We start from the raw sequence: 20,558 nt of genomic DNA, 5'->3' as shown, positions 1-20,558 counted from the left end.
TATGCCCCCGCACGGTTTCTGGGGGGGTGGTCGCGGGCGGTGCTGTATTCTTGTCCCGCGCCGGGCTTTGGGGGGGGGGGGGGCCGCCGCCCGCCCGCCCCCCTCCACCCATGTGGTCTGCCGCTACGGTTCGACGTCCTCGCCCTCGATGCCCAGACCGGGCAGCAGGCCCGGGAGCAGCGGGGGAAGGGTGATGTCCGGTGCGGGGGACGCGTCGGACGTGTCGCCCGGGGACGAGGGGGTGGTGCCGTCCGTCGGGAGGTCGTCGAGCAGGCCGTCGGTGCCGCCGCCGAGCAGGCCGTCGTCGGGGCCGCTGTCGGAGCCGGACGGCTTGGGTGTGGTGCTGCCGGTGGAGCTGTCGTCATCCGGCGCCTGGGAGGAGGGTGCCTCGCGGCCGGGGGCCGGGGTGTCCTCGCCCCGACGGGAGGAGCCGGCGGGCGGCGTGTCCTGTCCGGTGCCCGGCGAGCGCGGCAGCAGGGACTGCAGCGGTGCGACTTCCTGTTCCATGGCCTCGAAGACGGAGCTCACCCTGTCCCCGATGTCGGCCAGCTGGAAGGGCAGGCGTTCGCGGAGGCTGCTCCAGCTCGCGCGGTGCGAGCGGGAGAAGGAGTCCAGCTTCTGGATCGGGCCGATGGAGCCGTCGCGCTGGTAGACGCCGTGCAGCAGACGGTGGCCCTCGGTGGCGTCGTGCGTCATGCCGTCGAGGGCGCGTCTGACCTCGCCGATCGATTCGTGGTCCATCTCGCCCGCGCGGGCTCGTTCCATCAGCCGGCGGGCCTCGCCGAGGCGGGTCGAGGCCTGGTCGAGGTAGGCCTCCCCGCGGTCGGCGTCACCACTGGCCATGCCGAGACTGATGTCCTCCATCCCGCGCTTGAGCGGGTAGAGGGAATCACCGGGCAGGGCGTCCGAACTGGCGGCGGCCACTCCGCCGAAGGCTCCCGCGGCCACACCGACCGTGAGTCCGCCCGCGGTGAGGCCCTTCGCCCAGCGGGAGCGGGGGCGGAGCCTCCGGATGGGGGAGGCCCGATGGGCTCCCCTGGCCCGCTGTTCGGGCACCGTAGGGCCCGTGGACGCACCGCCCTCGGCGAACATGGTCTCCATGGCCGCGACGAGCTGGGCTCGTTGCACCACTTTGACCTCGGGATCGAACTGTGGCTCCGGCAGCTCACCGAGGCCGTTCGCCAAGGCCAACAGCTGTCCGTGGTCGGCCGGTTCGGCCGGGTCCTCGGGCTGTACGGCCGCCGCACCGGGAGGGGACTGTTCCTCCAGGGCCTGGGCGAAGGCGTTCGCCCGCCGGTGTGCCGAGACGTTTGCGATCACTGGCGGCACCTCCTCTCGTCATGACGGTCGACTCCCCTGAGGTTCCGGAAGGTTGCCCACCCGAGTCGTTTCCACCCGGACGAGCGAGTGAGCGGAAACGGTCAGGCAGGGCGACAGGGGGCCTGCATCCGGCACAACGAGTGGCGCGGCACTTGGGTTACGGACGAAAGATGATCCGATCGGTGTGTCACGAGCACGTCACGGAGGGTGATGTGATGCCCTCTTCGGGCGCCCGGCCGAGGCGTCGGCGGGCGTCAGCGGGCGTCGTCAGGGAGCAGCCGGGCGAGTGTGCGCACCGCCCGGTACTGCAAGGTCTTGATCGCGCCCTCGTTCTTGCCCATCACGCGGGCGGTCTCGGCGACCGAGAGGCCCTGCAGGAATCTGAGCGTCACACACTCCTGCTGCTGCGGGTTCAGCCGTCGCACGGCCTGCAGCAGGGCGGCGTTGGAGAGGGACTCCAGGACGGAGTCCTCCGGGCTCCGTGCCACCTCGTTGGCGTCCAGCATCTCGCCGGTGGTCACTTCCAGTCGGAAACGACTGGATTTGAAATGGTCCGCGACCAGGTTCCGGGCGATCGTGACCAGCCAGGCACCGAAGTCCCGGCCCTGCCAGGTGAAGGTGGAGATGCGGCGCAGAGCGCGGAGGAACGTCTCGCTGGTCAGGTCCTCCGCTGTCGCCTTGCCTCCCACGCGGTAGTAGATGTACCGGTACACGGTGTCGCTGTACTGGTCGTACAGGCGGCCGAAGGCCTCGGCCTCACCGGCCTGCGCGCGCTCGACGAGATCCATCATGCGCGCGCTGTCGCTGTCGGCCGTCGGCCGACGGGCGGCAGGCGTGGCCGAGGTGCCGCGGCTGCTCCGTCTTCCGACGGCCGCGCTGCGTTCGGCCAGCGCGTAGCAAGGGCCGGCAGGTACTGGGGTGGCGAATTGGGGGACGGCGTACGCGGTGGGGACGAAGCCGCGCAAGTGGTCGAGGACCGTTGCGCGCAGCGTAGCCAGGCCCGAGGTGTCAACCCCGACGTGTGGGTACACGGGACTCCCAGAGGCAGAGCTTCCATCACGTGCAGTTCGAAAACCGTCACTCGTGGTAGCGGGTGGCGGGCTCCTTGTGCGTCTGAGGAGAATAACGCTTCGTACAGGCCGTGCTACACCCAGTTGCTCAAATCATCGATTACGTCGCTTCCGTATCCTCTAAGTGACGGTTCAAGTTGCATATCGTGACCGGTTATTGATCGATTGGCTTCGGGATCTGCTTGCGGTGACGACGGGTTGTGGTCGCCCGGACGCAACGCGACTGGCCGGGGCGATGGGTGGTCCGTGCCGCTGTTCCGCTCTCGATTGGCCGTACGTCTCCGGGCGCGCCGCCCGCCGCCCCCGGGCACGGCGCCGCACCCCCGTCGGTGTGCCGGACGGGGATGCGGGCGGGGAGGGTGTGGGGTCAGCGGCGCCGGCGGTGGAGCGCCACCGCGGCGGCCGTGCCGCCGGCCAGGGCGCCGACGCCCGCCGCGGCGGGGATGCCGACCTTGGCGGCCTTGCGGCCGGTGCGGTAGTCGCGCAGCCGCCAGTCCAGCGAGCGGGCGTGCTTGCGGAGCTTGGAGTCCGGGTTGATCGCGTAGGGGTGGCCGACCAGCGACAGCATGGGGATGTCGTTGTGCGAGTCGCTGTACGCCGCGCAGCGCTCCAGGTCCAGCCCCTCGGCCGACGCCAGGGCGCGTACCGCCTCGGCCTTCGCCGGGCCGTGGAGGGGTTCGCCGACCAGCCGGCCGGTGTAGACGCCGTCGACCGATTCGGCGACCGTGCCCAGGGCGCCGGTGAGGCCGAGGCGGCGGGCGATGATCGTGGCGGTCTCCACCGGTGCCGCGGTGACCAGCCAGACCTTCTGTCCCGCGTCGAGGTGGGCCTGGGCGAGGGCGCGGGTGCCCGGCCAGATGCGGTCGGCCATGTACTCGTCGTAGATCTCCTCGCCGATGGACATCAGCTCGGAGACGCGGTGGCCCTTCACGATGGACAGGGCGCTGTCGCGTGCGTCCTGCATGTGTTCGGGGTCCTCGACGCCGGCCAGCCTGAACCACGCCTGCTGCCAGGCGAACCGGGTCAGTTCGCGGCGCTGGAAGAACTTCCGCTTGTACAGGCCGCGGCCGAAGTGGAAGATCGCCGCGCCCTGCATCACGGTGTTGTCGAGATCGAAGAAGGCGGCTGCCCGGGTGTCGCCGGCCACCGGGAAGGGCGGTTCCCCGGCCTCTCCGGTGGCGGCCTGCTCCTCCACGCCGGTGGGGAGTGCCGACTTCCGCGCTGCCTCGGCTGCGGCCTCGCCTGCGAGCACGCTTCGTGCGGTGGCGGGGCGCCTGCGGGGGGTGAGCCATCCAAGAGCGGCCATGTCGTGAGCATAGCCACTCTGTTCGGCACTTCCCGATCTGGCGGGATGCGGCGGTGTGAACTCTCCGGGACCGGGGCGTTAAACGGGTGATTCCGCGGCCGTCCCGGTCCGGACCGGGAGTGTCCGGAGGGAGCAGAATGAGGGTATGAGTGCACTGCTGCGTCGTACGAAGAAGAAGCCCGCGGACCGGGTGGTGACCCTCGTGGGGAAGCCCGGCTGCCATCTCTGCGACGACGCGAGGGCGGTGGTGAGCGCGGTCTGCGAGGAGACCGGGGCGTCCTGGGTGGAGAAGGACATCACGCGGGACGAGGTGCTGCACAAGGAGTACTGGGAGCAGATCCCGGTGGTCCTGATCGACGGGGAGCAGCACACCTTCTGGCGGGTCGACCCGGCCCGGCTGAGGACGGCCCTGCGTACGTGAGGGGGCTTCCGCGGCGAAACCCGGTTACCATCGTGGGCGTTTTGAGTGGTCTCGGGGGCGTGGACATGAGGAGTGTGTACCGTCTTGCCCCCTTCGGGCCCGCAACGGGCTGATGGCGCCAACGGTTCCGGGATCGTGCAGGCAATACGCGTGACCCCGGTCACTTTGACAGGACAAATCGGACACAATCTTTGTGCACGCGTTCACAAAGACATAGCCTGCTGTCGACGGGGCGGTCATAGGACATACGGCCGCCTGCAGCCCCGCTCATCCCGCAGGAGCACCGTGGCAACTGGCCGAACTCACCGACCGGCGACCCGTAGCCGAGGAATTCCCGAGGCCACCGTCGCCAGGCTTCCGCTGTATCTCCGCGCGCTGACCGCGCTCTCCGAGCGTTCGGTCCCCACGGTCTCCTCCGAGGAACTCGCCGCGGCGGCGGGGGTCAACTCCGCCAAGCTGCGCAAGGACTTCAGCTACCTGGGTTCCTACGGCACGCGTGGTGTCGGGTACGACGTCGAGTACCTCGTCTACCAGATCTCCCGTGAGCTCGGGCTCACCCAGGACTGGCCCGTCGCGATCGTCGGCATCGGTAACCTCGGCGCGGCGCTCGCCAACTACGGCGGGTTCGCCTCCCGCGGCTTCCGCGTCGCGGCCCTGATCGACGCCGATCCCGCCATGGCGGGCACCCCCGTCGCGGGGATCGCCGTGCAGCACACCGACGACCTCGACCGGATCATCAGCGACAACGGTGTGTCCATCGGTGTCATCACCACTCCGCCCGGTGCGGCCCAGCAGGTCTGCGACCGGCTCGTGGCGGCCGGCGTGACCTCCATCCTGAACTTCGCCCCGACGGTGCTCTCCGTGCCGGAGGGTGTCGACGTGCGCAAGGTCGACCTCTCGATCGAGCTGCAGATCCTCGCCTTCCACGAGCAGCGCAAGGCCGGCGAGGAGGCCGCGGCCGACGGCAGGCCGGCCGTGGAGGCGGACGAGGAGGCGGCGCCGCCGATGCGCGCCACCCCCTCAGGCCGGAAGGGACCTGATGGGGACATGCCCGCGGTGATGCCGGCATGAGCCTTCTGGTCGTCGGTCTGAGCCACCGCAGCGCCCCCGTCTCCGTGCTGGAGCGGGCCTCGCTGGCGGCAGAGGCGCGGACGAAGCTTCTCCAGGACACCCTCGCCGCGGAGCCCGCGACCGAGGCGACCGTCCTGGCCACCTGCAACCGCATCGAGCTGTACGCGGACGTGGACAAGTTCCACGCGGGTGTCGCCGAGCTGTCCACCCTGCTCGCGCAGCACAGCGGGGTCGGTCTCGACGAGCTCACTCCTTATCTTTATGTGCACTACGAGGACCGTGCCGTCCACCACCTCTTCTCGGTGGCGTGCGGGCTGGACTCGATGGTCGTCGGCGAGGGTCAGATCCTCGGTCAGATCAAGGACGCGCTGGCTCTCGGGCAGGAGCTCCACACGGCGGGGCGTCTGCTGAACGACTTGTTCCAGCAGGCCCTGCGGGTCGGCAAGCGAGCCCACAGCGAGACCGGGATCGACCGGGCCGGGCAGTCCCTCGTCACCTTCGGTCTCGAGCAGCTGGCCGACGGAGCCGAGGTCACCGACTGGGCGGCAGGCAAGCGCGCCCTGGTGATCGGCGCGGGCTCGATGTCCTCGCTCGCCGCGGCCACCCTGGCCCGCGCGGGGACCGAGGAGATCGTCGTAGCCAACCGGACCCGGGCCCGTGCGGACCGGCTCGTCGAGATCCTCGGCCAGGCCGGTGTCCCGACGGCGCGCGCGGTGGAGATGGCCGAGGTGGCCGGTGAGCTGACACGTGCCGACATCGTCGTCTCCTGCACCGGGGCGACCGGTCTCGTGCTGACCGCGGAGGCCGTCGCCCACGCCCTCGGCGTGGACTTCGACAGCGCCACCGAGGAGCCCGAGGCCCCCGCCGCCCCGGCGCCGGACGATCTCGACCAGCACGCGGCGTGGGTGGAGAACGGTTCCGCCACGGCCGCCGCCCGGGACCACGCCGTGCGCCGCGCCGCGCGCCCCGCGTCCGCCGCCGGACCGGCCCGGATGTACCTCCTGGACCTCGCGATGCCGCGCGACATCGACGGCGCGGCCCACCGTGTCGCCGGTGTGCGCCTCGTCGACATCGAGTCGCTCGCCGAGGCGTCCGCGGACGCCCCGATGGCCGCCGATGTGGACCAGGTGCGCACCATCGTGGCCGACGAGGTCGCCGCGTTCGGGGCCGCCCAGCGCGCCGCCCACATCACCCCGACCGTCGTCGCGCTGCGCACGATGGCCGCCGACGTGGTGGCCGGCGAGATCGCGCGGCTCGACGGGCGCCTTCCCGACCTGGACGAGAAGCAGCGCGCCGAGATCACGCAGACCGTGCGCCGCGTCGTCGACAAACTCCTGCACGCGCCCACCGTGCGGGTCAAGCAGCTCGCGAGCGAGCCCGGCGGCGCCGGGTACGCCGATGCGCTGCGCGAACTCTTCGACCTCGACCCGCAGACGGTGGCCGCCGTCTCCCGGGCAGACCTGAACGACCCGAATAGAGGGCGGTCATGACCGACAACTCTCCCCTGGGTGGGGAGACCACCACACCGCTCCGGCTGGGCACCCGGCGGAGCAAGCTCGCCATGGCCCAGTCCGGCATGGTCGCCGACGCGGTCCGTGAGGTGACCGGGCGTGCCGTCGAGCTCGTCGAGATCACCACGTACGGAGACGTGTCCCGGGAGAACCTGGCGCAGATCGGCGGGACCGGTGTGTTCGTCGCCGCGCTGCGCGAGGCGCTGCTGAGCGGCGAGGTGGACTTCGCCGTCCACTCGCTGAAGGACCTGCCGACCGTGCAGCCCGAGGGCCTCGTCCTGGCCGCGGTACCGGCCCGTGAGGATCCGCGCGACGCGCTGGTGGCGCGGGACGGGCTGACCTTCGAGCAGCTGCCCTCCGGTGCCCGTGTCGGCACCGGCTCGCCGCGCCGCATGGCGCAGCTCAACGCGTACGCCCGCGCGCACGGCCTCGAGATAGAGACCGTCGCGATCCGCGGGAACGTCGATACGCGCATCGGTTTCGTACGGAGCGGGGAGCTGGACGCGGTGGTACTCGCCGCGGCCGGGCTCAGCCGCCTCGGACGCACGGACGAGGTCACCGGCTTCCTGCCGGTCGACACCGTCCTCCCCGCTCCCGGCCAGGGAGCACTGGCGATCGAGTGCGCTGCGAGCAGCGCCGACCTCGCCGCGGCGCTCGCCGAGCTCGACGATCCGTACACCCGGATCGCCGTGACCGCCGAGCGTGCCCTGCTCAACGCCCTGGAGGCCGGATGCTCCGCACCTGTGGGTGCGCTGGCCGACCTCTTGGCCGACGGGCAGGTTGTCAACGAACTGCGCCTGCGCGGTGTCGTCGGTTCCACCGACGGCACCTCCCTGGTGCAGCTGTCCACCACCGGTCCCGTCCCCACGTCGCACGACGACGCGGCGGCCCTCGGTCGCGAGCTCGCGGCCGAGATGCTCGCCAAGGGTGCGGCCGGTCTTATGGGGGAGCGAGCACTTTGAGCCCCACCGGCCCTGTCGTATCCGACTTCCCTGTCCCGTCCGCAGGGCATGTCACCTTCCTCGGCGCCGGTCCCGGCGACCCGGGACTGCTGACTCTGCGCGCTGTCGAGGCGCTCGCGAGCGCGGACGTCCTTGTCGCCGAACCGGACGTTCTCGACGTCGTTCGCTGCCATGCCAGGGCAGGGGTAAGCACGCCTGAGATGACGGTTGTTGACACGGCGTCAACACCCGCCGGAGTACCCGTCCTCAGGGATGCCGCCAATCTTGTCATGGAGGCCGCCAAGGGCGGCAGGCGGGTGGTCCGTGCCGTGTCGGGCGACCCGGGCCTGGACGGTGAGACGGGCGCCGAGATGCTCGCCTGCGCCGCCGCGGGTGTGCCCTTCGAGGTCGTGCCCGGCATCGCGAACGCGGTCGGTGTGCCCGCGTACGCCGGTGTGCCGCTGCGCGACGCGCAGGGCGCCGACGTGCGTTTCGTCGACGCGCGTACGGCTTCGGACCGCTGCTGGTCCGAGGTCGGCGCGAGCGACGCGACCGCCGTCGTCTCCACGTCCCTCGACTCGGTGGCCGCGGCCGCCGGTGAGCTGGTCTCGGCGGGCCGCAAGCCCGACACCCCGCTCACGGTCACGCTCGCCGGGACGACGACCCGCCAGCGCACCTGGACGGCGACCCTCGGGACGATCGCCCAGGTCCTGAAGCAGGCGAAGGTCCTCCCCTCGCCGGACGGGCACCTGCCGGTCATAGCCGTGGTCGGGGAGCGCAGCTCCGCCGCCCAGCGCGACCAGCTCGCGTGGTTCGAGTCCAAGCCGCTGTTCGGCTGGAAGGTGCTCGTGCCGCGCACGAAGGAGCAGGCGGCGTCGCTCTCCGACCAGCTGCGCTCCTACGGGGCGGTGCCGCACGAGGTCCCGACGATCGCGGTCGAGCCGCCGCGCACGCCCCAGCAGATGGAGCGTGCGGTCAAGGGCCTGGTCACGGGGCGCTACGAGTGGATCGCGTTCACCTCGGTCAACGCGGTGAAGGCCGTCCGGGAGAAGTTCGAGGAGTACGGGCTCGACGCCCGTGCCTTCGCCGGGATCAAGGTCGCGGCCGTCGGGGAGCAGACCGGCGCCGCGCTGGTGGACTTCGGTGTGAAGCCCGACCTGATGCCGTCCGGTGAGCAGTCGGCCGCCGGTCTGCTGGAGGACTGGCCGCCGTACGACCCGGTCTTCGACCCGATCGACCGGGTGTTCCTGCCGCGTGCGGACATCGCCACCGAGACCCTGGTGGCCGGGCTGATCGAGCTCGGCTGGGAGGTCGACGACGTCACCGCGTACCGCACGGTGCGTGCCTCGCCGCCGCCCGCCGACACCCGGGAGGCGATCAAGAGCGGCGGTTTCGACGCGGTGCTCTTCACCTCGTCCTCGACGGTCCGCAACCTGGTCGGTATCGCGGGCAAGCCGCACAACGTGACGGTGATCGCGTGCATCGGTCCCGCCACGGCCAAGACCGCGGAGGAGCACGGCCTGCGGGTCGACGTGCTGTCCCCGGAGCCTTCGGTGCACAAGCTGGCGCAGGCGCTCGCGGACTTCGGTGCGCAGCGCCGGGACGCGGCGAAGGAGGCCGGTGACCCGGTGACCCGGCCGAGCGAGCGGCGCCCGGGCGCGCGGCGTCGCAGGTCGACCACCTGAGCGTAGGTACGGCCGAGGGGCCGGTCGCTTCCCGAGGGAGCGGCCGGCCCCTCACGCGTGGGCTCCCGGTCTCAGAGCGGTTTGCGCCAGACGGAGATGTGGCCGTCGGAGTCCTGGGTGAACGGGGTGCCCTCCCAGTCCGCGACCCGGCGTTCCAGCCGGAGTCCCGCGATGCGCGCCATGAGGTCGAGCTCGGCCGGCCAGGCGTACCGCTGCCGGGAGGCGCCCCTGCGGTAGCGGCCGTCCTCCTCGCGGAAGAAGTGGTGCGAGACGAGGAGCTGCTCGGCCAGGTCGAAGGTGTCGAAGCCGAGATGCTGCTCGGTCACGTCGAACGGCACGGCGATCTGGGTCGGGGGCAGGAGCCGCAGCGGCGGTACACCGAGCTCGACGACGAACCGGCCGCCGGGCTCCAGATGGTGTGCGGCGTTGCGGAAGCACTCGACCTGCTCGTCCTGGGTGAGCAGGTTCCCGATGGTGTTGTAGACGACGTAGACCAGGGAGAACGTGCCGGGGACCGTGGTGGTGGCCATGTCCCCGATGTGGACCGGGAGCCGGTCCTCGTCGATCTTGCGTCGTAGTACGGCCGCCATGTGCTCGGAGTACTCGATGCCGGTCACGGGCACGCCGCGTTCACGGAGCGGGATGCCGACGCGGCCGGTCCCGATGGCGAACTCCAGGGCTGGGCCGTCGCCGGCGAGTCCGGCGAGGAAGTCGAGGGTGGGCCGGAGGAAGGCGGCGGTGGATCTCGGGGCCTCCCCGGCGTCGTAGCGTTCGGCGGTCTCGTGGTCCCACAGGTCGCTGCTCGTCACGGGCGAGCACTCTGCCGGACCGGCCGGGGGGCTGTCGATGTATTTCCTCGCCCCCGGGTGGCTTCCGGTCCCGCTTTTTCCGGGTGGACTGTCGGTAAATCGGCGATGTGTACGGGTCTAGTCTCGAAGGATGACTGAGTACGGAAACTTCCCCGGCTCGCGGCCCCGCCGGCTGCGCACGACCCCTGTCATGCGGCGCATGGTGGCCGAGACCCGGCTGGACCCGGCGAACCTGATCCTGCCGGCGTTCGTACGTGAGGGCATCGACGCACCGGTCGCCATCTCGGCCATGCCGGGTGTCCAGCAGCACACCCTGGACACGCTGCGGAAGGCCGCGGTGGAGGCGGTCGCGGCCGGGGTCTCCGGGATCATGCTCTTCGGCGTCCCGCTGGAGGAGAAGAAGGACGGCCGGGGCACTGCGGGAACCGACCCGGACGGCATCCTCCAGGTCGCCCTGCGGGCGGTGCGGGAAGAGGTCGGGGACGACCTGGTGATCATGTCCGACCTCTGTCTGGACGAGTTCACCGACCACGGTCACTGCGGGGTGCTGACCGAGGACGGCCGAGTCGACAACGACGCGACGCTGGAGCGGTACGCGGAGATGGCGCAGGTGCAGGCCGACGCGGGCGCGCACGTGGTGGGGCCCAGCGGGATGATGGACGGCCAGGTCGGGGTGATCCGCGACGCGCTGGACCAGACCGGGTACGAGGACGTGTCGATCCTCGCCTACACGGCGAAGTACTCCTCGGCGTTCTACGGTCCCTTCCGCGAGGCGGTGGGCTCGTCGCTGAAGGGCGACCGCAAGACGTACCAGCAGGACCCGGCGAATCTGCGGGAGTCGATGCGGGAGCTCGCGCTCGACCTGGAGGAGGGCGCCGACATGGTCATGGTCAAGCCGGCCGGCCCTTACCTGGACATCCTCGCCAAGGTCGCGGACGCTGTGGACGTGCCGGTCGCCGCGTACCAGATCAGCGGTGAGTACGCGATGATCGAGGCCGCCGCCGAGAAGGGCTGGATCGACCGGGACGCGGCGATCCTGGAGAGCCTGACGGGGATCCGGCGGGCGGGTGCGCGGATGATCCTGACGTACTGGGCGACGGAGGTCGCGCAGCGGCTGGGGCGCTGAGGCCGGCCGGGGCCGGGGCCGTTCAGGACACCAGGCCCCGGCGGTAGGCGTAGACGACCGCCTGGACGCGGTCGCGGAGCCCCAGTTTGGTGAGGATGCGTGAGACGAAGGTCTTGACCGTCTCCCGGCTGATCACGAGGGACGCGGCGATCTCGTTGTTGGAGAGGCCGTCCGCGATGAGGCGCAGCACCTCCAGTTCGCGGGGGGTCAGTGGGATGTCGGCGCCCTTGTCCTCGGTGGGCCGGATCCGGGCGGCGTACCGGCCCACCAGCTGGCGTGTCACCTCGGGGTCCAGGAGTGCCGCGCCGGCGGCCACGGTCCGGATGCCGTGGAGCAGCCGGTCCGGCGGGGCGTCCTTGAGGAGGAATCCGCTCGCCCCGGCGCGTAGCGCCTCGTAGACGTACTCGTCCAGGTTGAACGTCGTCACGACCAGCACCTTGACGGGGTGCGGGACTCCCGCGCCGGCCAGCAGGCGGGTGGCCGCGATGCCGTCGAGCACCGGCATGCGGATGTCCATGACCACGACGTCCGGGCGAAGCTTCTCGACGAGGCCGACCGCGGTCCGGCCGTCGCCGCACTCGCCGGCGACCTCAAGGTCTGGCTGTGCGTCGATGATCGTCGCCAGGCCGGTGCGGATCAGTACCTGGTCGTCGCAGATCAGGACGCGGATCGGGTCGGTCACGAAGGGCTCCCGGCGGGTATGCGGACCCGGACGACGAAGCCGCCGTCCGGCTGTGGACCGGCGCTGAAGTCGCCGCCCAGCACGTCGACGCGCTCGCGGAGACCGGCCAGGCCTCGTCCGCTTCCGCGGGTGGGAGCGGCCTTCGCGCTGGAGCCGTCCGTGCTGGAGCCGTCCGTGCTGACCTCCACGGAGATCTCCCTTTCGCCATGGTGCACGCGGACCGAAGTGGCGCTGCCATGAGCGTACTTGAGGGCGTTCGTCAGGGCTTCCTGCACCACCCGGTAGGTGACGAGGCCGGCGCTGCCGGCCGAATCGGCGGGGGCACCCTCCTCCGTGAACTCCACCGGCTGCCCCGCCCGTCGCGTCTGTTCGACGAGTGTCAGGAGCTTGCCGACGGGCGGCGGGGTGGTCTCGGCGCCGTGGTTCGGGTCGAGCAGGTCGAGCAGGTGCCGCAGATCGGTGATGGCCTCTCGGCCGGTGTCCGTGACGGCCCGCAGGCTCTGGTCGAGGCGGTCGGGCGCGGCGGTCAGATAGCGTGCGGCCTCGGCCTGTACGACCATCGCCGTCACGTGGTGGGTCACGACGTCGTGGAGTTCGCGGGCGATGCGGGTCCGTTCGGCATTGCGGGTGTCCTCTGCGACGCGGCGGCGGCGCTCGGCCTCCATGGCCCTGGTGTTGCGAAGCCACAGCCCGACGCCCCAGGCGAGTGCCACGGCGAGGTAGAACGCCACGAACTCGCTCGGCGGGTCGCCCGGGCCGAGCCGGTGGAGTGCGACCGCCAGCGGGATGTACGCGGCGGAGAGGACGATCGCGGTGGTTCGCCGCCGGCGCTCGACGAGTGACGCGACGCTGATCAGCGCGATGGGCAGCGCGGTGCCCGCGAGCGTGTGGTAACCGCGGAGCTGGTCGAGGGCGAAGCCGAGCGATACAGCGGTGAGGCAGGCGACCGGCCACCGCCGGCGTCCGGCGAGCGGAAGGCTCTGGAGGGCGATCGCCACGACGGCCAGCGCGTCGAAGGGGCGGTTCGGGAGGCCGCCCAGCTCCGTACCGTTGTTGCGGAATCCCGGCAGGAACGACGCGGCGAGGAGCAGCAGCGCCAGCGGTGCGTACCAGAGCGCGGCGTTCGGCCGGCGCCACCGTTGCGGGATCCGCGGAAGTCCGGTCATCGGGGGAGTGTAGTGGCGGGGGTGGCCTTGCCGGCGCCGCGGCGGCGGGGCACCAGGTTGCCGCGCCGGTGTGCCAGCCATATGAACGCCGCGGTGATCAGGGCTCCGAACACCACCGCGTACACGCTTCCTTCCGGGCCGAAGTCGCCGCCGGTTACCCATGCCGGGCCGGAGGTGACGGTGTCCAGCAGCCCTTGCGGGGTGTTGTTGCCGGAGACCTCGACGCTGAAGATGCCTGCCGCGGCGAAGTTCCAGCCGAAGTGCAGGCCGATCGGCACCCACAGGTTGCGGGTCGCGGCGTAGGCGGCCGCGAGCATCCCGCCGGCCTCGATCGCGATGGCGGTGGCGCCCCACAGATCGGCGTTCGGGTTCAGCAGGTGGGAGGCGCCGAACAGGGCTGCGGTCAGGGTGAGTGCGATCCAGGTGCCGGTGCGCTCCTCGATGATCCTGAACAGGACGCCACGGAACATCACTTCCTCGGTCGCGGCGGCCGCCGCCATGACACCGACCAGCCCGAGGGCGCCGGCGGGGGATCCCAGGCCGTCGATCTCGTAGTGGGCGTTGAAGTAGATGTTCGTGATGACGGCGCCGAACATCGCCGTGCCGATCAGCAGCCCCCGGCCGAGCGCGGCCTCGGCGCCCTCGCGGGCCACCTCGGTGGACGGGCGGCGCTCCGTCCTGCGCACCACCCATCCGTAGACGAGTACGGCGGCCGTGGCCGTCAGGAGCCCCAGGACGAGCTGGAGCCACGGATTGTCCTCGACGGCGCCGAGGGCCTGACCACCGATCACGGCGACCAGCACGACGGCCAGCAGTTGGCGGATGAACCTCATGAACGCTCCTTCACCGGGTCCGCGGCCCAGGTGCCGCGATGCCTCGAACGCTACGGATCCGGCGGTTCCCGATCGTCACCTCACGGTGGACACCTGCGCGTAGCTCTCAGGGGGGACAGGAACCGGGCGGCGATCAATCGGGTTGAGGTCGTTGCGGGTTGAGGGGGAGGATCGGCCGCATGTCCTCACCCAGGAATCGCCGCCCCACGTCGCCCGAGCTGACCGCCGCCTGGGAGTGCCTCGACGGGGGTGATGTCCCCGGGGCGCTGCGCGCGTTGAGGCAGGTGCCGTCGGCGCCGCTGGGGGAGGTCGCGATGGTCGTCGGGCGCGCGGCGGAGACCGGGGGCTTCGACGACCTCGCCGGGGCCGCCGGGGCGCTGGCCGAGCGGCCGGATGACGTGCGCGCGATGTACGACTACGGGTACGCCTGTGTGGAGCGCGGGGTGCCGTATCTGGCGATACCCGCGCTGCGCGAGGCGCTGCGGCTGGTGCCCGGTTCGGCGGGGCTCCTGCGCGAGCTGGTCTCGGCGTACGAGCGGGAGGGGCGCCACCGGGACGCCGCCGATGTGCTGCTCGCCCACGAGGACGGGCTGGCCGACTGGCCGGACCGCTATCTCCTGGTCTTCAACGCCGTGCTGGCCGGCGACCTGGAGCTCGCCCGGCTGCACCACGGGCGGCTGGGCACCCCGGACGGGGAGCTGTGGCTGGGGGCGCGGGACCGGCAGAACCTGTTGTTCGAGCGGGCTGCCGACGTCGCCTCGGTGAGCCCGCTCGACGCCACCGATCTGCGGGGCTGGCAGTACGTCATGGGCGGTACGGTGCTGGGCACGCTGTCCCCGTACGGCTTCGAGGTGGGGATGACGGGCCGTTACGCCTGGATTCAGGACAGCCATGAGATGTGCCTGCACGGACTGCTCCGGCTGCGGGCGTCGCTGGGCGTCGCCGGGGTGCGGCCGCGGTCGGTGTCGCTGCTGCCGGACCGGGGGAGCCGGATCCTGGGACTGGCGGCGGCGGAGGTGCTGGGGCTTCCCGCGGTGTCCTTCGAGGCAGGCCGGGAGGACACCGTCGTCATCGCCTACGACCTCGACGAGACGGCGCGCGCGGACGGGGGCGGCGAGGTCGTCAGGCAGCTCTTCGACCGCACTCCGGGGCAGGTCCTGCACGAGCACGCGAGTTGCTGGACCGATCCGCCGGCTGTGGCCGCCGACAGCGTCACCTTCCTGTACCAGTCGGTCGTGGCCCCGTGGGGCGCGCGGCTGCTGCCGGACGCCGGCGGCGGGCTGGAGCGCGGGGAGGCGGACGGGCGGCCGGAGGCGGAGATCGCCGCCGAGATCGTGGCGGCCGACCCGAAGCCGGACGACGGCGACGGTGCGACCCCGGCGGACCCCGACGAGGCGCTCACCGCCTTCGTGGCGGGGGTGCGCGGCACCTGGCTGCGGGGGCAGCGCGCGGGGCTGCACTCGGCGGGGCCGGTGGGCAGTTCGCGGTTCGTCTGAGGGGCGGAGTGGGCGCGATCGAGGGCTACGGGACGCAGCGCGAGGCGGTGGAGGCGCTGCTGGGCGCCGCCGGGCCTTCGGCGATGGTGCTCTCGTTCCGGGAGGACAGGGCGTTCGCCGCGCTGAGCCTGAACTGCTTCGGCTCCTTCGGGTCGACCCGGCTGGACTGGAGCGTGGCCGAAGTCCTGGAACGGACCAGCGGGTTCGACGCCGCCGAGTTGTGCAGGCTGGTGGGGGAGTACGGCGAGGGCGGCGGTCTGGGCGTCGTGTTCCCGGGCAATCTGTGTGTGCCGTCGGTGGCCGTCGACCTCGCCCTGGTGGGTGCGTACGCCGACGCGCTCTTGGACTGTCCCGAGTGCTGGGTCTTCCTCGTGGAGCAGGCGGTGCTGATCGAGTTCCAGGACGGTGAGGGCTTCGTGGTCGCCAGGGTGCCGGTGCCGGGGTGAGGTCTACGGGGTTCCGGCATCGGGCCCGTGGCTCGGGGCCCTCGTGGCTCGGGGCCTGAGCTTCGGGATCCGAGAGCCGGGGGTCGAGTTTCGGGGTCCGAGCGTCGGGGGTCGAGCGTCGGATCGGTCGTCTCACTCGTCTCACTCGTTCGAGGGATGCTGACGGCGGTCCGGGCCCGAAGCTCGGGTTTCGGGATCCGAGGGCCGGGATGCGGGATTCGAGAGTCGAGCGCCTTCTTACATCCGGTAGGTAAAGGAAGGTTGGGAAGACCTCCCTGACCTCCCTTACCCGTCACGGCCAGCAAGTATGACTAATCGTGAGCGACTTGCAGCGGAGAGTCGCGACTGTTTACGGTGCCGAAAACGAACGACCCCGACACGGTGCTCACAACACCAGGCCGGGGTCTCACCCCAAGATCGAAAGCGCGATCCCGTGGCTACCAAGCACCTTAGCTCCGCCTCGCAGGCCCCTGCCCGCTCCCGCCCGTACCCGATGGCCCATCCCGGCTACGGCAAGCGTTCCGCTCCGGACCAACAGCCGCGTGCGGCGGCCGACTTCGAGTTGCTGCCGGTCAGGGAGCGCAGTATCGCCGCTTTCATCGACCGCCTGCCCGACGGGGCGGCCATGGACGTCAAGGGCCTCGCGAAGCAACTCCCCCTCTACGGCCAGCAGGCCGTCGCCTCCGCGCTCAAGGCGCTGTCGGTGGCGGGGTATCTGCGCCGGGTGCGGTGCCTCGTGGGAGGCGAAGGCGGCCCGGTGCGCTGGGTGTTCCGCACCTTCTGGTCCCGGACCGCGCGGGACAACGAGTGGTGGGCCGCGCTGATCGCCGACACCGGCGACGGAGCCGGCGCACGGCCGGGCGCCGTTCGAGCCGTCCCGGCGCAGCGGGCGCCCGGTGGGCCTGTGGGCGCCGAAACGGTCGAGGCGTCCGCCTCTGCCGCGCCGGAGCCCGTCGCGCACGCCTCTGCCGCGCCCGAGCCCGTGGCGTCCGTCCCTGCCGCGTCTGAGCCCGCTTCGGTTGCCGCCTCGGTCTCCGTACCCGCACCGGAAGTCGCTGCGGTGCCCGCAGCTGCGGTGGTCGAACGCCAGGGGCCGTCCGAGGCGTTCCTCGCGCTTGCCCGGCTCGGGCAGCGGGACGCACGTCTGGGGTTGTCCGAGGCGGACTGCGCGGTGCTTGAGCCGCTGGCCGCCGAGTGGCTGGCTCGCGGCGCCGACGCCGCCCGCCTCACCCAGGCGCTCACCGCCGGGCTCCCCGCGTCCGTCGACTCGCCGGTCGGCTTCGTCCGCCGCCGCCTCAACGACAAGATGCCGCCCCGGCTCCAGGCTGTTGCTGCCGCGCCGGAGCAGAGGCGAGCGCCGGTCCGGCGGGCGATGCTGGAGTGTGTGAAGTGCGGGGTGCCCGGCCGCGCCGAGGCACTTCCCGACGGCCTCTGCCGCCCCTGCCGGCAGCCGGCCGAACCGGTGACCGGCGCATCCACGGACGCGGGCACGGCCACGGCTGCCGATGCGGGGGCGCCCGCCGACCGGGATGTGAAGGCCTATGTCGCAGGACTCCGCGAACTCCTCGCACTGCCCGAGTGAGCGGGTGCGCCGGGCCGGGGACGTAAAGAGAGAGGGGCGTGGGGCGTGGCGGCGCCGGGAACGATCCGGAGCGGCACCTCGTTGACCCGGCGCCCGCTTCGTCCGTAATCACGACCGAGGGAGCCCCGTGCCCGAGCCGACACCCACAGCCTCCGTGACTGCCCTTCCATCACTCGTGGACCAGGCCGAGGTGCTGACCGAGCTCGGTCTGCACGAGAGGGCGGGGATCTCCGCCACCGAGCTGCGTGCCTTCGCCGCGGGTGCCGAGGGGGACGGCAGCGGCGGCGACGCGCTGCTCGCGGTGCACCCCGGCCGCGTACCGGCTTCGGCCCTCGCGCCGCTGCTCAACCGCGAGGGCAGACCCGGTTTCGTGGTCGGTGACATGACCGACGTCGATGAGTTCGGCCCGCTGGACACCGTCGGGTTGCCGGACGCGCCGGTCTATCTCGTCACCGGTCTCGACCGTGGCGACGACATGTCCAACTGGAGCCCGGACGAGGCGCTGCCCGCCATCACGAAGCACGGGCGCACCCCGTTGCTGCTCACCGAGGGCATCCAATGGGTGCTACAGCAGCCGGCCGCCCTGGAGCGCAACCGCTGCTTCATGACGATCGGTTCGAGGCTGCGCAAGACCAACGGCACGCTGGACGCCCGTACTCCGGCGATCTGGATCAGTAACGGTACGGGCCGTGACGGCCGTGAGCGCCGCAACGCCCCCAAGGTCGGATGGTGCTGGGCGGGTAACCGGCACACCTGGCTGGGCTTCGCGTCGGCTGCCGGGCGCGGGAGCCAGGAGTGGCTGGGGGCGGTCCCCGCGTGAACGCCGTCCGTAGCCTGACGGGTGCGAGGGCCGGAGCGCGGCGCCATCCGGTGGTGGGGGCGTGACCGTACTCGGAGACCGCGCGCTGAACCGGGCGGCGCTCGCCCGGCAACTGCTGCTGGAGCGATCGGCGATGACACCGCAGGAGGCCGTCGTCCACCTGTGCGGGCTCCAGGCGCAGGAGCCGCAGGAGCCCTTCACGGGGTTGTGGGCCCGGCTGAGCGGATTCGAGGCGTCGGCACTGGACGCCCTGCTGACCGGGCGGAGCGTGGTGCGCACGCACCTCATGCGGCGTACGGTCCATCTCGTCGCCGCCGATGACGTCCTGGCCTGGCGTGCACGCCATGACGCGATGCTCCGGCAGAAGGTGCTGGGTGTGTACCGGCGTGAGCTCGACGGTGTGGACCTCGGCGAGCTGGCTGCGGCGGCGCGCACGTTGATGGCGGACGGGCAGCCCCGGACCATGACCGGGATCGCCGAGGCGCTCGCCGAGCGGTGGCCGGCGCCGGGGCGGCGGGCCCTGGGCGAGATGGTGGTGGCGGCCCTCGTGCCGATGGTCCAGATGCCGCCGCGCGGGCTGTGGGGCGTCAGGGCGGGCGTCCGTAACACTCCGCTCGCCGACTGGCTGGGCCGCGACCCCGATCCACCGGCCCCGGAGGGCTCGGACCCGGTGGGGGAGACGCTCGTACGCCGCTACCTCGCGGCGTTCGGGCCGGCGGCCTCGGCGGATCTGCGGGCCTGGTGCGGCCTTGCCGGGCTCCCGAAGGCGGTGGCGGCCGTCAGGGGCGAACTGGTCGCCTTCCGGGACGAGCGGGGACGCGAGCTGCTGGATCTGCCCGGCGCGCCACGCCCGGACCCCGACACACCGGCGCCCGTACGGTTCCTTCCCGCCTTCGACAACGCGATCCTCGGCTATCACGACCGGAGCCGGATCATCGACGACGCGCACCGGGGCCTGTCGGTGGAGGGGGCGCGGGTCGTGCTGGTCGACGGGCGCGTGGGTGCGACCTGGACCGTGGAGGCGGGCGCGGTGTCGGTGAGCCCGCTGCGTCCCTTCACCAGGGGCGAGCGTGGTGCCGTCGTCGAGGAGGGCAGGAGCCTGGCGTCGTTCCTGTCCGACGGGGCCGGCGACGAGGCCCGGATCACGGGGACCTGAGCCGGGCGGCCCTCCTGGTCAGGCCCGCTCCGACATCAGGTCCGCTCCGACATCAGGCCCGCTCCGTGGTCACGCCCCTTCCAGGAGGTGTTTGAGCGTCGCCAGGTCGGCGCTGACGGTCTCGGCGTCCCGCCGGAAGTCGGCGTCGCTCATGCCGGGTTGGCGGCGCAAGGTGAACACGACGTCGCAGCCTGCAGTGTCGGGGATCACCCGTACCGGGTTGTGGACGGCTTCGCCGGAGGGGAGCGTGACCTCGTGGTCGAGGATGCCGTAGTCGTTCCTGGGCGCGAAGGACACCGACACCTTGCCCATGGGGGAGTCCGCGACCCAGCGGCCGTCGGTCTCCGTGATCGAGCTGCTGAGCCCGGAGGCCCAGGCGGGCAGGTTCCGGGGGTCCGACGCGTAGTCGTAGACCTCACCGGCGGGGCGGTCGATGCGAGCGCTGATGTGCAGGATCTCCGGATCTGAGGACGTCATGGCGCCGAGGTTACCGAGCAGCCGCGCCTCTGGCAGCCAGTTGGACGTGGGCCGTCGCGGCGGTCACGGCCAGTCGACCATGCCGAGGAAGGCCACGAGGGCCACCCCGACGACGACGGGAGCGGCGACCGCGAGCAGTGCGCGCTTGGCGGCGTGCCGGCGTTCCCACGGCACGCACCAGCTGACCAGCATGACGATCAGCGCGATCACCAGGCCGGTGCAGAGCACGCCCCAGGCCGCGCCGTAGGAGGCGTCGAACCGGTCGGCCTCGGCGTCGTCGCAGGAGTCGCAGGCCATCGGGGACAGAGCTCCGTAGAACCAGGCGAAGCCGGCCGCCGGGAGTGTGAGGAGCGTCGAGAGCAGAGGCGCCACCCAGGCGCGGGGGTCGCGGGGGGCGGTGTTCGAGTCGCTGGGCGCCTTGAGGTTGTCCGACATGCGTGCGAGTCAACACCCCTTGTGGAACCGGCACATGGGTGCTGCTACCGGGACTATTCGCAGTGCACCGGGCTTCAGCCCGGTGGTGAAGCGAATCTGAGAGCTGCTCTGACCTCGACTGTGTGCACGGATCCGCACTGTTCACCTCAGCTCAGGTCACTGCGGCCGGTTCTGCTGCTCGATGTACTGCTTCACGATGCTGAGC

At 71.8% G+C, this 20,558-nt stretch carries 20 protein-coding genes; 11 read left to right on the top strand and 9 right to left on the bottom strand.

Translation table 11 applies throughout. From position 1 onward, the window contains the following. Positions 1-123: 123 nt before the first annotated feature. The 3 genes from ACFXOA_RS30955 to ACFXOA_RS30945 all read right to left on the bottom strand — a co-directional run bounded on the left by ACFXOA_RS30955 (position 124) and on the right by ACFXOA_RS30945 (position 3,696). Positions 124-1,320, bottom strand: a complete 1,197-nt coding sequence (locus ACFXOA_RS30955; RefSeq protein ID WP_385035270.1) for a DUF5667 domain-containing protein — start codon at positions 1,318-1,320, stop codon at positions 124-126. Between the two features lie 254 nt (positions 1,321-1,574). Further along, positions 1,575-2,351, bottom strand: coding sequence for an ECF subfamily RNA polymerase sigma factor, BldN family (locus ACFXOA_RS30950; protein WP_385035268.1), 777 nt, complete (start codon positions 2,349-2,351; stop codon positions 1,575-1,577). Between the two features lie 406 nt (positions 2,352-2,757). Next, a complete protein-coding gene (locus ACFXOA_RS30945) occupies positions 2,758-3,696 on the bottom strand; it encodes an HAD family hydrolase (protein WP_385035266.1) in 939 nt (312 codons plus the stop codon). A 145-nt stretch (positions 3,697-3,841) separates the two neighbouring features. Between ACFXOA_RS30945 and ACFXOA_RS30940 the strand changes: the two genes are divergently transcribed. From ACFXOA_RS30940 to ACFXOA_RS30920, 5 genes are all read left to right on the top strand, one after another. Beyond that, positions 3,842-4,117 (top strand): glutaredoxin family protein, encoded by a 276-nt coding sequence (locus tag ACFXOA_RS30940; protein ID WP_385035264.1) that lies wholly within the window; start codon positions 3,842-3,844, stop codon positions 4,115-4,117. A gap of 285 nt (positions 4,118-4,402) precedes the next feature. Next, on the top strand, positions 4,403-5,188 hold the full coding sequence (locus tag ACFXOA_RS30935) for a redox-sensing transcriptional repressor Rex (protein WP_385035262.1): 786 nt from the start codon (positions 4,403-4,405) through the stop codon (positions 5,186-5,188). Then, entirely contained in the window at positions 5,185-6,678 is a 1,494-nt protein-coding gene (locus ACFXOA_RS30930; RefSeq protein ID WP_385035260.1) for a glutamyl-tRNA reductase, read from the top strand. Before ACFXOA_RS30935 ends, ACFXOA_RS30930 begins: the two co-directional genes overlap by 4 nt. After that, on the top strand, positions 6,675-7,661 hold the full coding sequence (gene hemC, locus ACFXOA_RS30925; protein ID WP_385035258.1) for a hydroxymethylbilane synthase: 987 nt from the start codon (positions 6,675-6,677) through the stop codon (positions 7,659-7,661). The genes ACFXOA_RS30930 and hemC overlap by 4 nt, the downstream gene beginning before the upstream one ends. Continuing rightward, on the top strand, positions 7,658-9,325 hold the full coding sequence (locus ACFXOA_RS30920) for a uroporphyrinogen-III synthase (protein WP_385035256.1): 1,668 nt from the start codon (positions 7,658-7,660) through the stop codon (positions 9,323-9,325). Before hemC ends, ACFXOA_RS30920 begins: the two co-directional genes overlap by 4 nt. 71 nt (positions 9,326-9,396) lie before the next feature. On the opposite strand, the gene ACFXOA_RS30915 is transcribed toward ACFXOA_RS30920, so the two are convergent. Continuing rightward, the gene (locus tag ACFXOA_RS30915) at positions 9,397-10,134 is read right to left on the bottom strand and encodes a class I SAM-dependent DNA methyltransferase (protein WP_385035254.1); all 738 of its coding nucleotides are present in this window, start codon (positions 10,132-10,134) and stop codon (positions 9,397-9,399) included. A 130-nt stretch (positions 10,135-10,264) separates the two neighbouring features. Here ACFXOA_RS30915 and hemB point away from each other — a divergent pair, with 130 nt between their 5' ends. Then, entirely contained in the window at positions 10,265-11,260 is a 996-nt protein-coding gene (gene hemB / locus ACFXOA_RS30910) for a porphobilinogen synthase (RefSeq protein WP_385035252.1), read from the top strand. 22 nt (positions 11,261-11,282) lie between these two features. Here the strand turns inward: hemB and ACFXOA_RS30905 are convergent, their stop codons facing one another. From ACFXOA_RS30905 to ACFXOA_RS30895, 3 genes are read right to left on the bottom strand one after another with little or no spacing between them, the layout of a single operon-like run. Beyond that, the gene (locus tag ACFXOA_RS30905) at positions 11,283-11,942 is read right to left on the bottom strand and encodes a response regulator transcription factor (RefSeq protein ID WP_362663991.1); all 660 of its coding nucleotides are present in this window, start codon (positions 11,940-11,942) and stop codon (positions 11,283-11,285) included. Next, positions 11,939-13,108 carry a sensor histidine kinase gene (locus tag ACFXOA_RS30900; protein WP_385035249.1) on the bottom strand — a complete coding sequence of 390 codons (1,170 nt, stop codon included), beginning with the start codon at positions 13,106-13,108 and terminating at the stop codon, positions 11,939-11,941. Before ACFXOA_RS30900 ends, ACFXOA_RS30905 begins: the two co-directional genes overlap by 4 nt. Continuing rightward, on the bottom strand, positions 13,105-13,941 hold the full coding sequence (locus ACFXOA_RS30895; protein ID WP_385035247.1) for a type II CAAX prenyl endopeptidase Rce1 family protein: 837 nt from the start codon (positions 13,939-13,941) through the stop codon (positions 13,105-13,107). Before ACFXOA_RS30895 ends, ACFXOA_RS30900 begins: the two co-directional genes overlap by 4 nt. Positions 13,942-14,120: 179 nt before the next feature. Here ACFXOA_RS30895 and ACFXOA_RS30890 point away from each other — a divergent pair, with 179 nt between their 5' ends. The 5 genes from ACFXOA_RS30890 (at position 14,121) to ACFXOA_RS30870 (ending at position 19,441) form a co-directional block, all read left to right on the top strand. Continuing rightward, a complete protein-coding gene (locus tag ACFXOA_RS30890) occupies positions 14,121-15,437 on the top strand; it encodes a tetratricopeptide repeat protein (protein WP_385035245.1) in 1,317 nt (438 codons plus the stop codon). Between the two features lie 8 nt (positions 15,438-15,445). Continuing rightward, positions 15,446-15,883 (top strand): hypothetical protein, encoded by a 438-nt coding sequence (locus tag ACFXOA_RS30885; protein ID WP_385035243.1) that lies wholly within the window; start codon positions 15,446-15,448, stop codon positions 15,881-15,883. Between the two features lie 433 nt (positions 15,884-16,316). Continuing rightward, positions 16,317-17,465, top strand: a complete 1,149-nt coding sequence (locus tag ACFXOA_RS30880; RefSeq protein WP_385035241.1) for a MarR family transcriptional regulator — start codon at positions 16,317-16,319, stop codon at positions 17,463-17,465. Positions 17,466-17,592: 127 nt separating this feature from the next. Beyond that, entirely contained in the window at positions 17,593-18,285 is a 693-nt protein-coding gene (locus ACFXOA_RS30875) for a DUF5701 family protein (protein ID WP_385035239.1), read from the top strand. A 61-nt stretch (positions 18,286-18,346) separates the two neighbouring features. Next, the gene (locus ACFXOA_RS30870) at positions 18,347-19,441 is read left to right on the top strand and encodes a winged helix DNA-binding domain-containing protein (protein ID WP_385035237.1); all 1,095 of its coding nucleotides are present in this window, start codon (positions 18,347-18,349) and stop codon (positions 19,439-19,441) included. Positions 19,442-19,510: 69 nt separating this feature from the next. On the opposite strand, the gene ACFXOA_RS30865 is transcribed toward ACFXOA_RS30870, so the two are convergent. Continuing rightward, positions 19,511-19,918: an SRPBCC family protein gene (locus ACFXOA_RS30865; RefSeq protein ID WP_385035235.1), complete on the bottom strand. Its 408-nt coding sequence runs from the start codon at positions 19,916-19,918 to the stop codon at positions 19,511-19,513. Between the two features lie 63 nt (positions 19,919-19,981). Then, positions 19,982-20,353: a hypothetical protein gene (locus ACFXOA_RS30860; protein ID WP_385035233.1), complete on the bottom strand. Its 372-nt coding sequence runs from the start codon at positions 20,351-20,353 to the stop codon at positions 19,982-19,984. Between the last annotated feature and the right edge of the window lie 205 nt (positions 20,354-20,558).

The organism is Streptomyces sp. NPDC059166, from assembly GCF_042755185.1.
In the GTDB taxonomy this organism is placed as follows: domain Bacteria; phylum Actinomycetota; class Actinomycetes; order Streptomycetales; family Streptomycetaceae; genus Streptomyces.
Note: the sequence above shows the minus strand (reverse complement) of the source record. Positions and strands in the feature narration are given on the sequence as shown.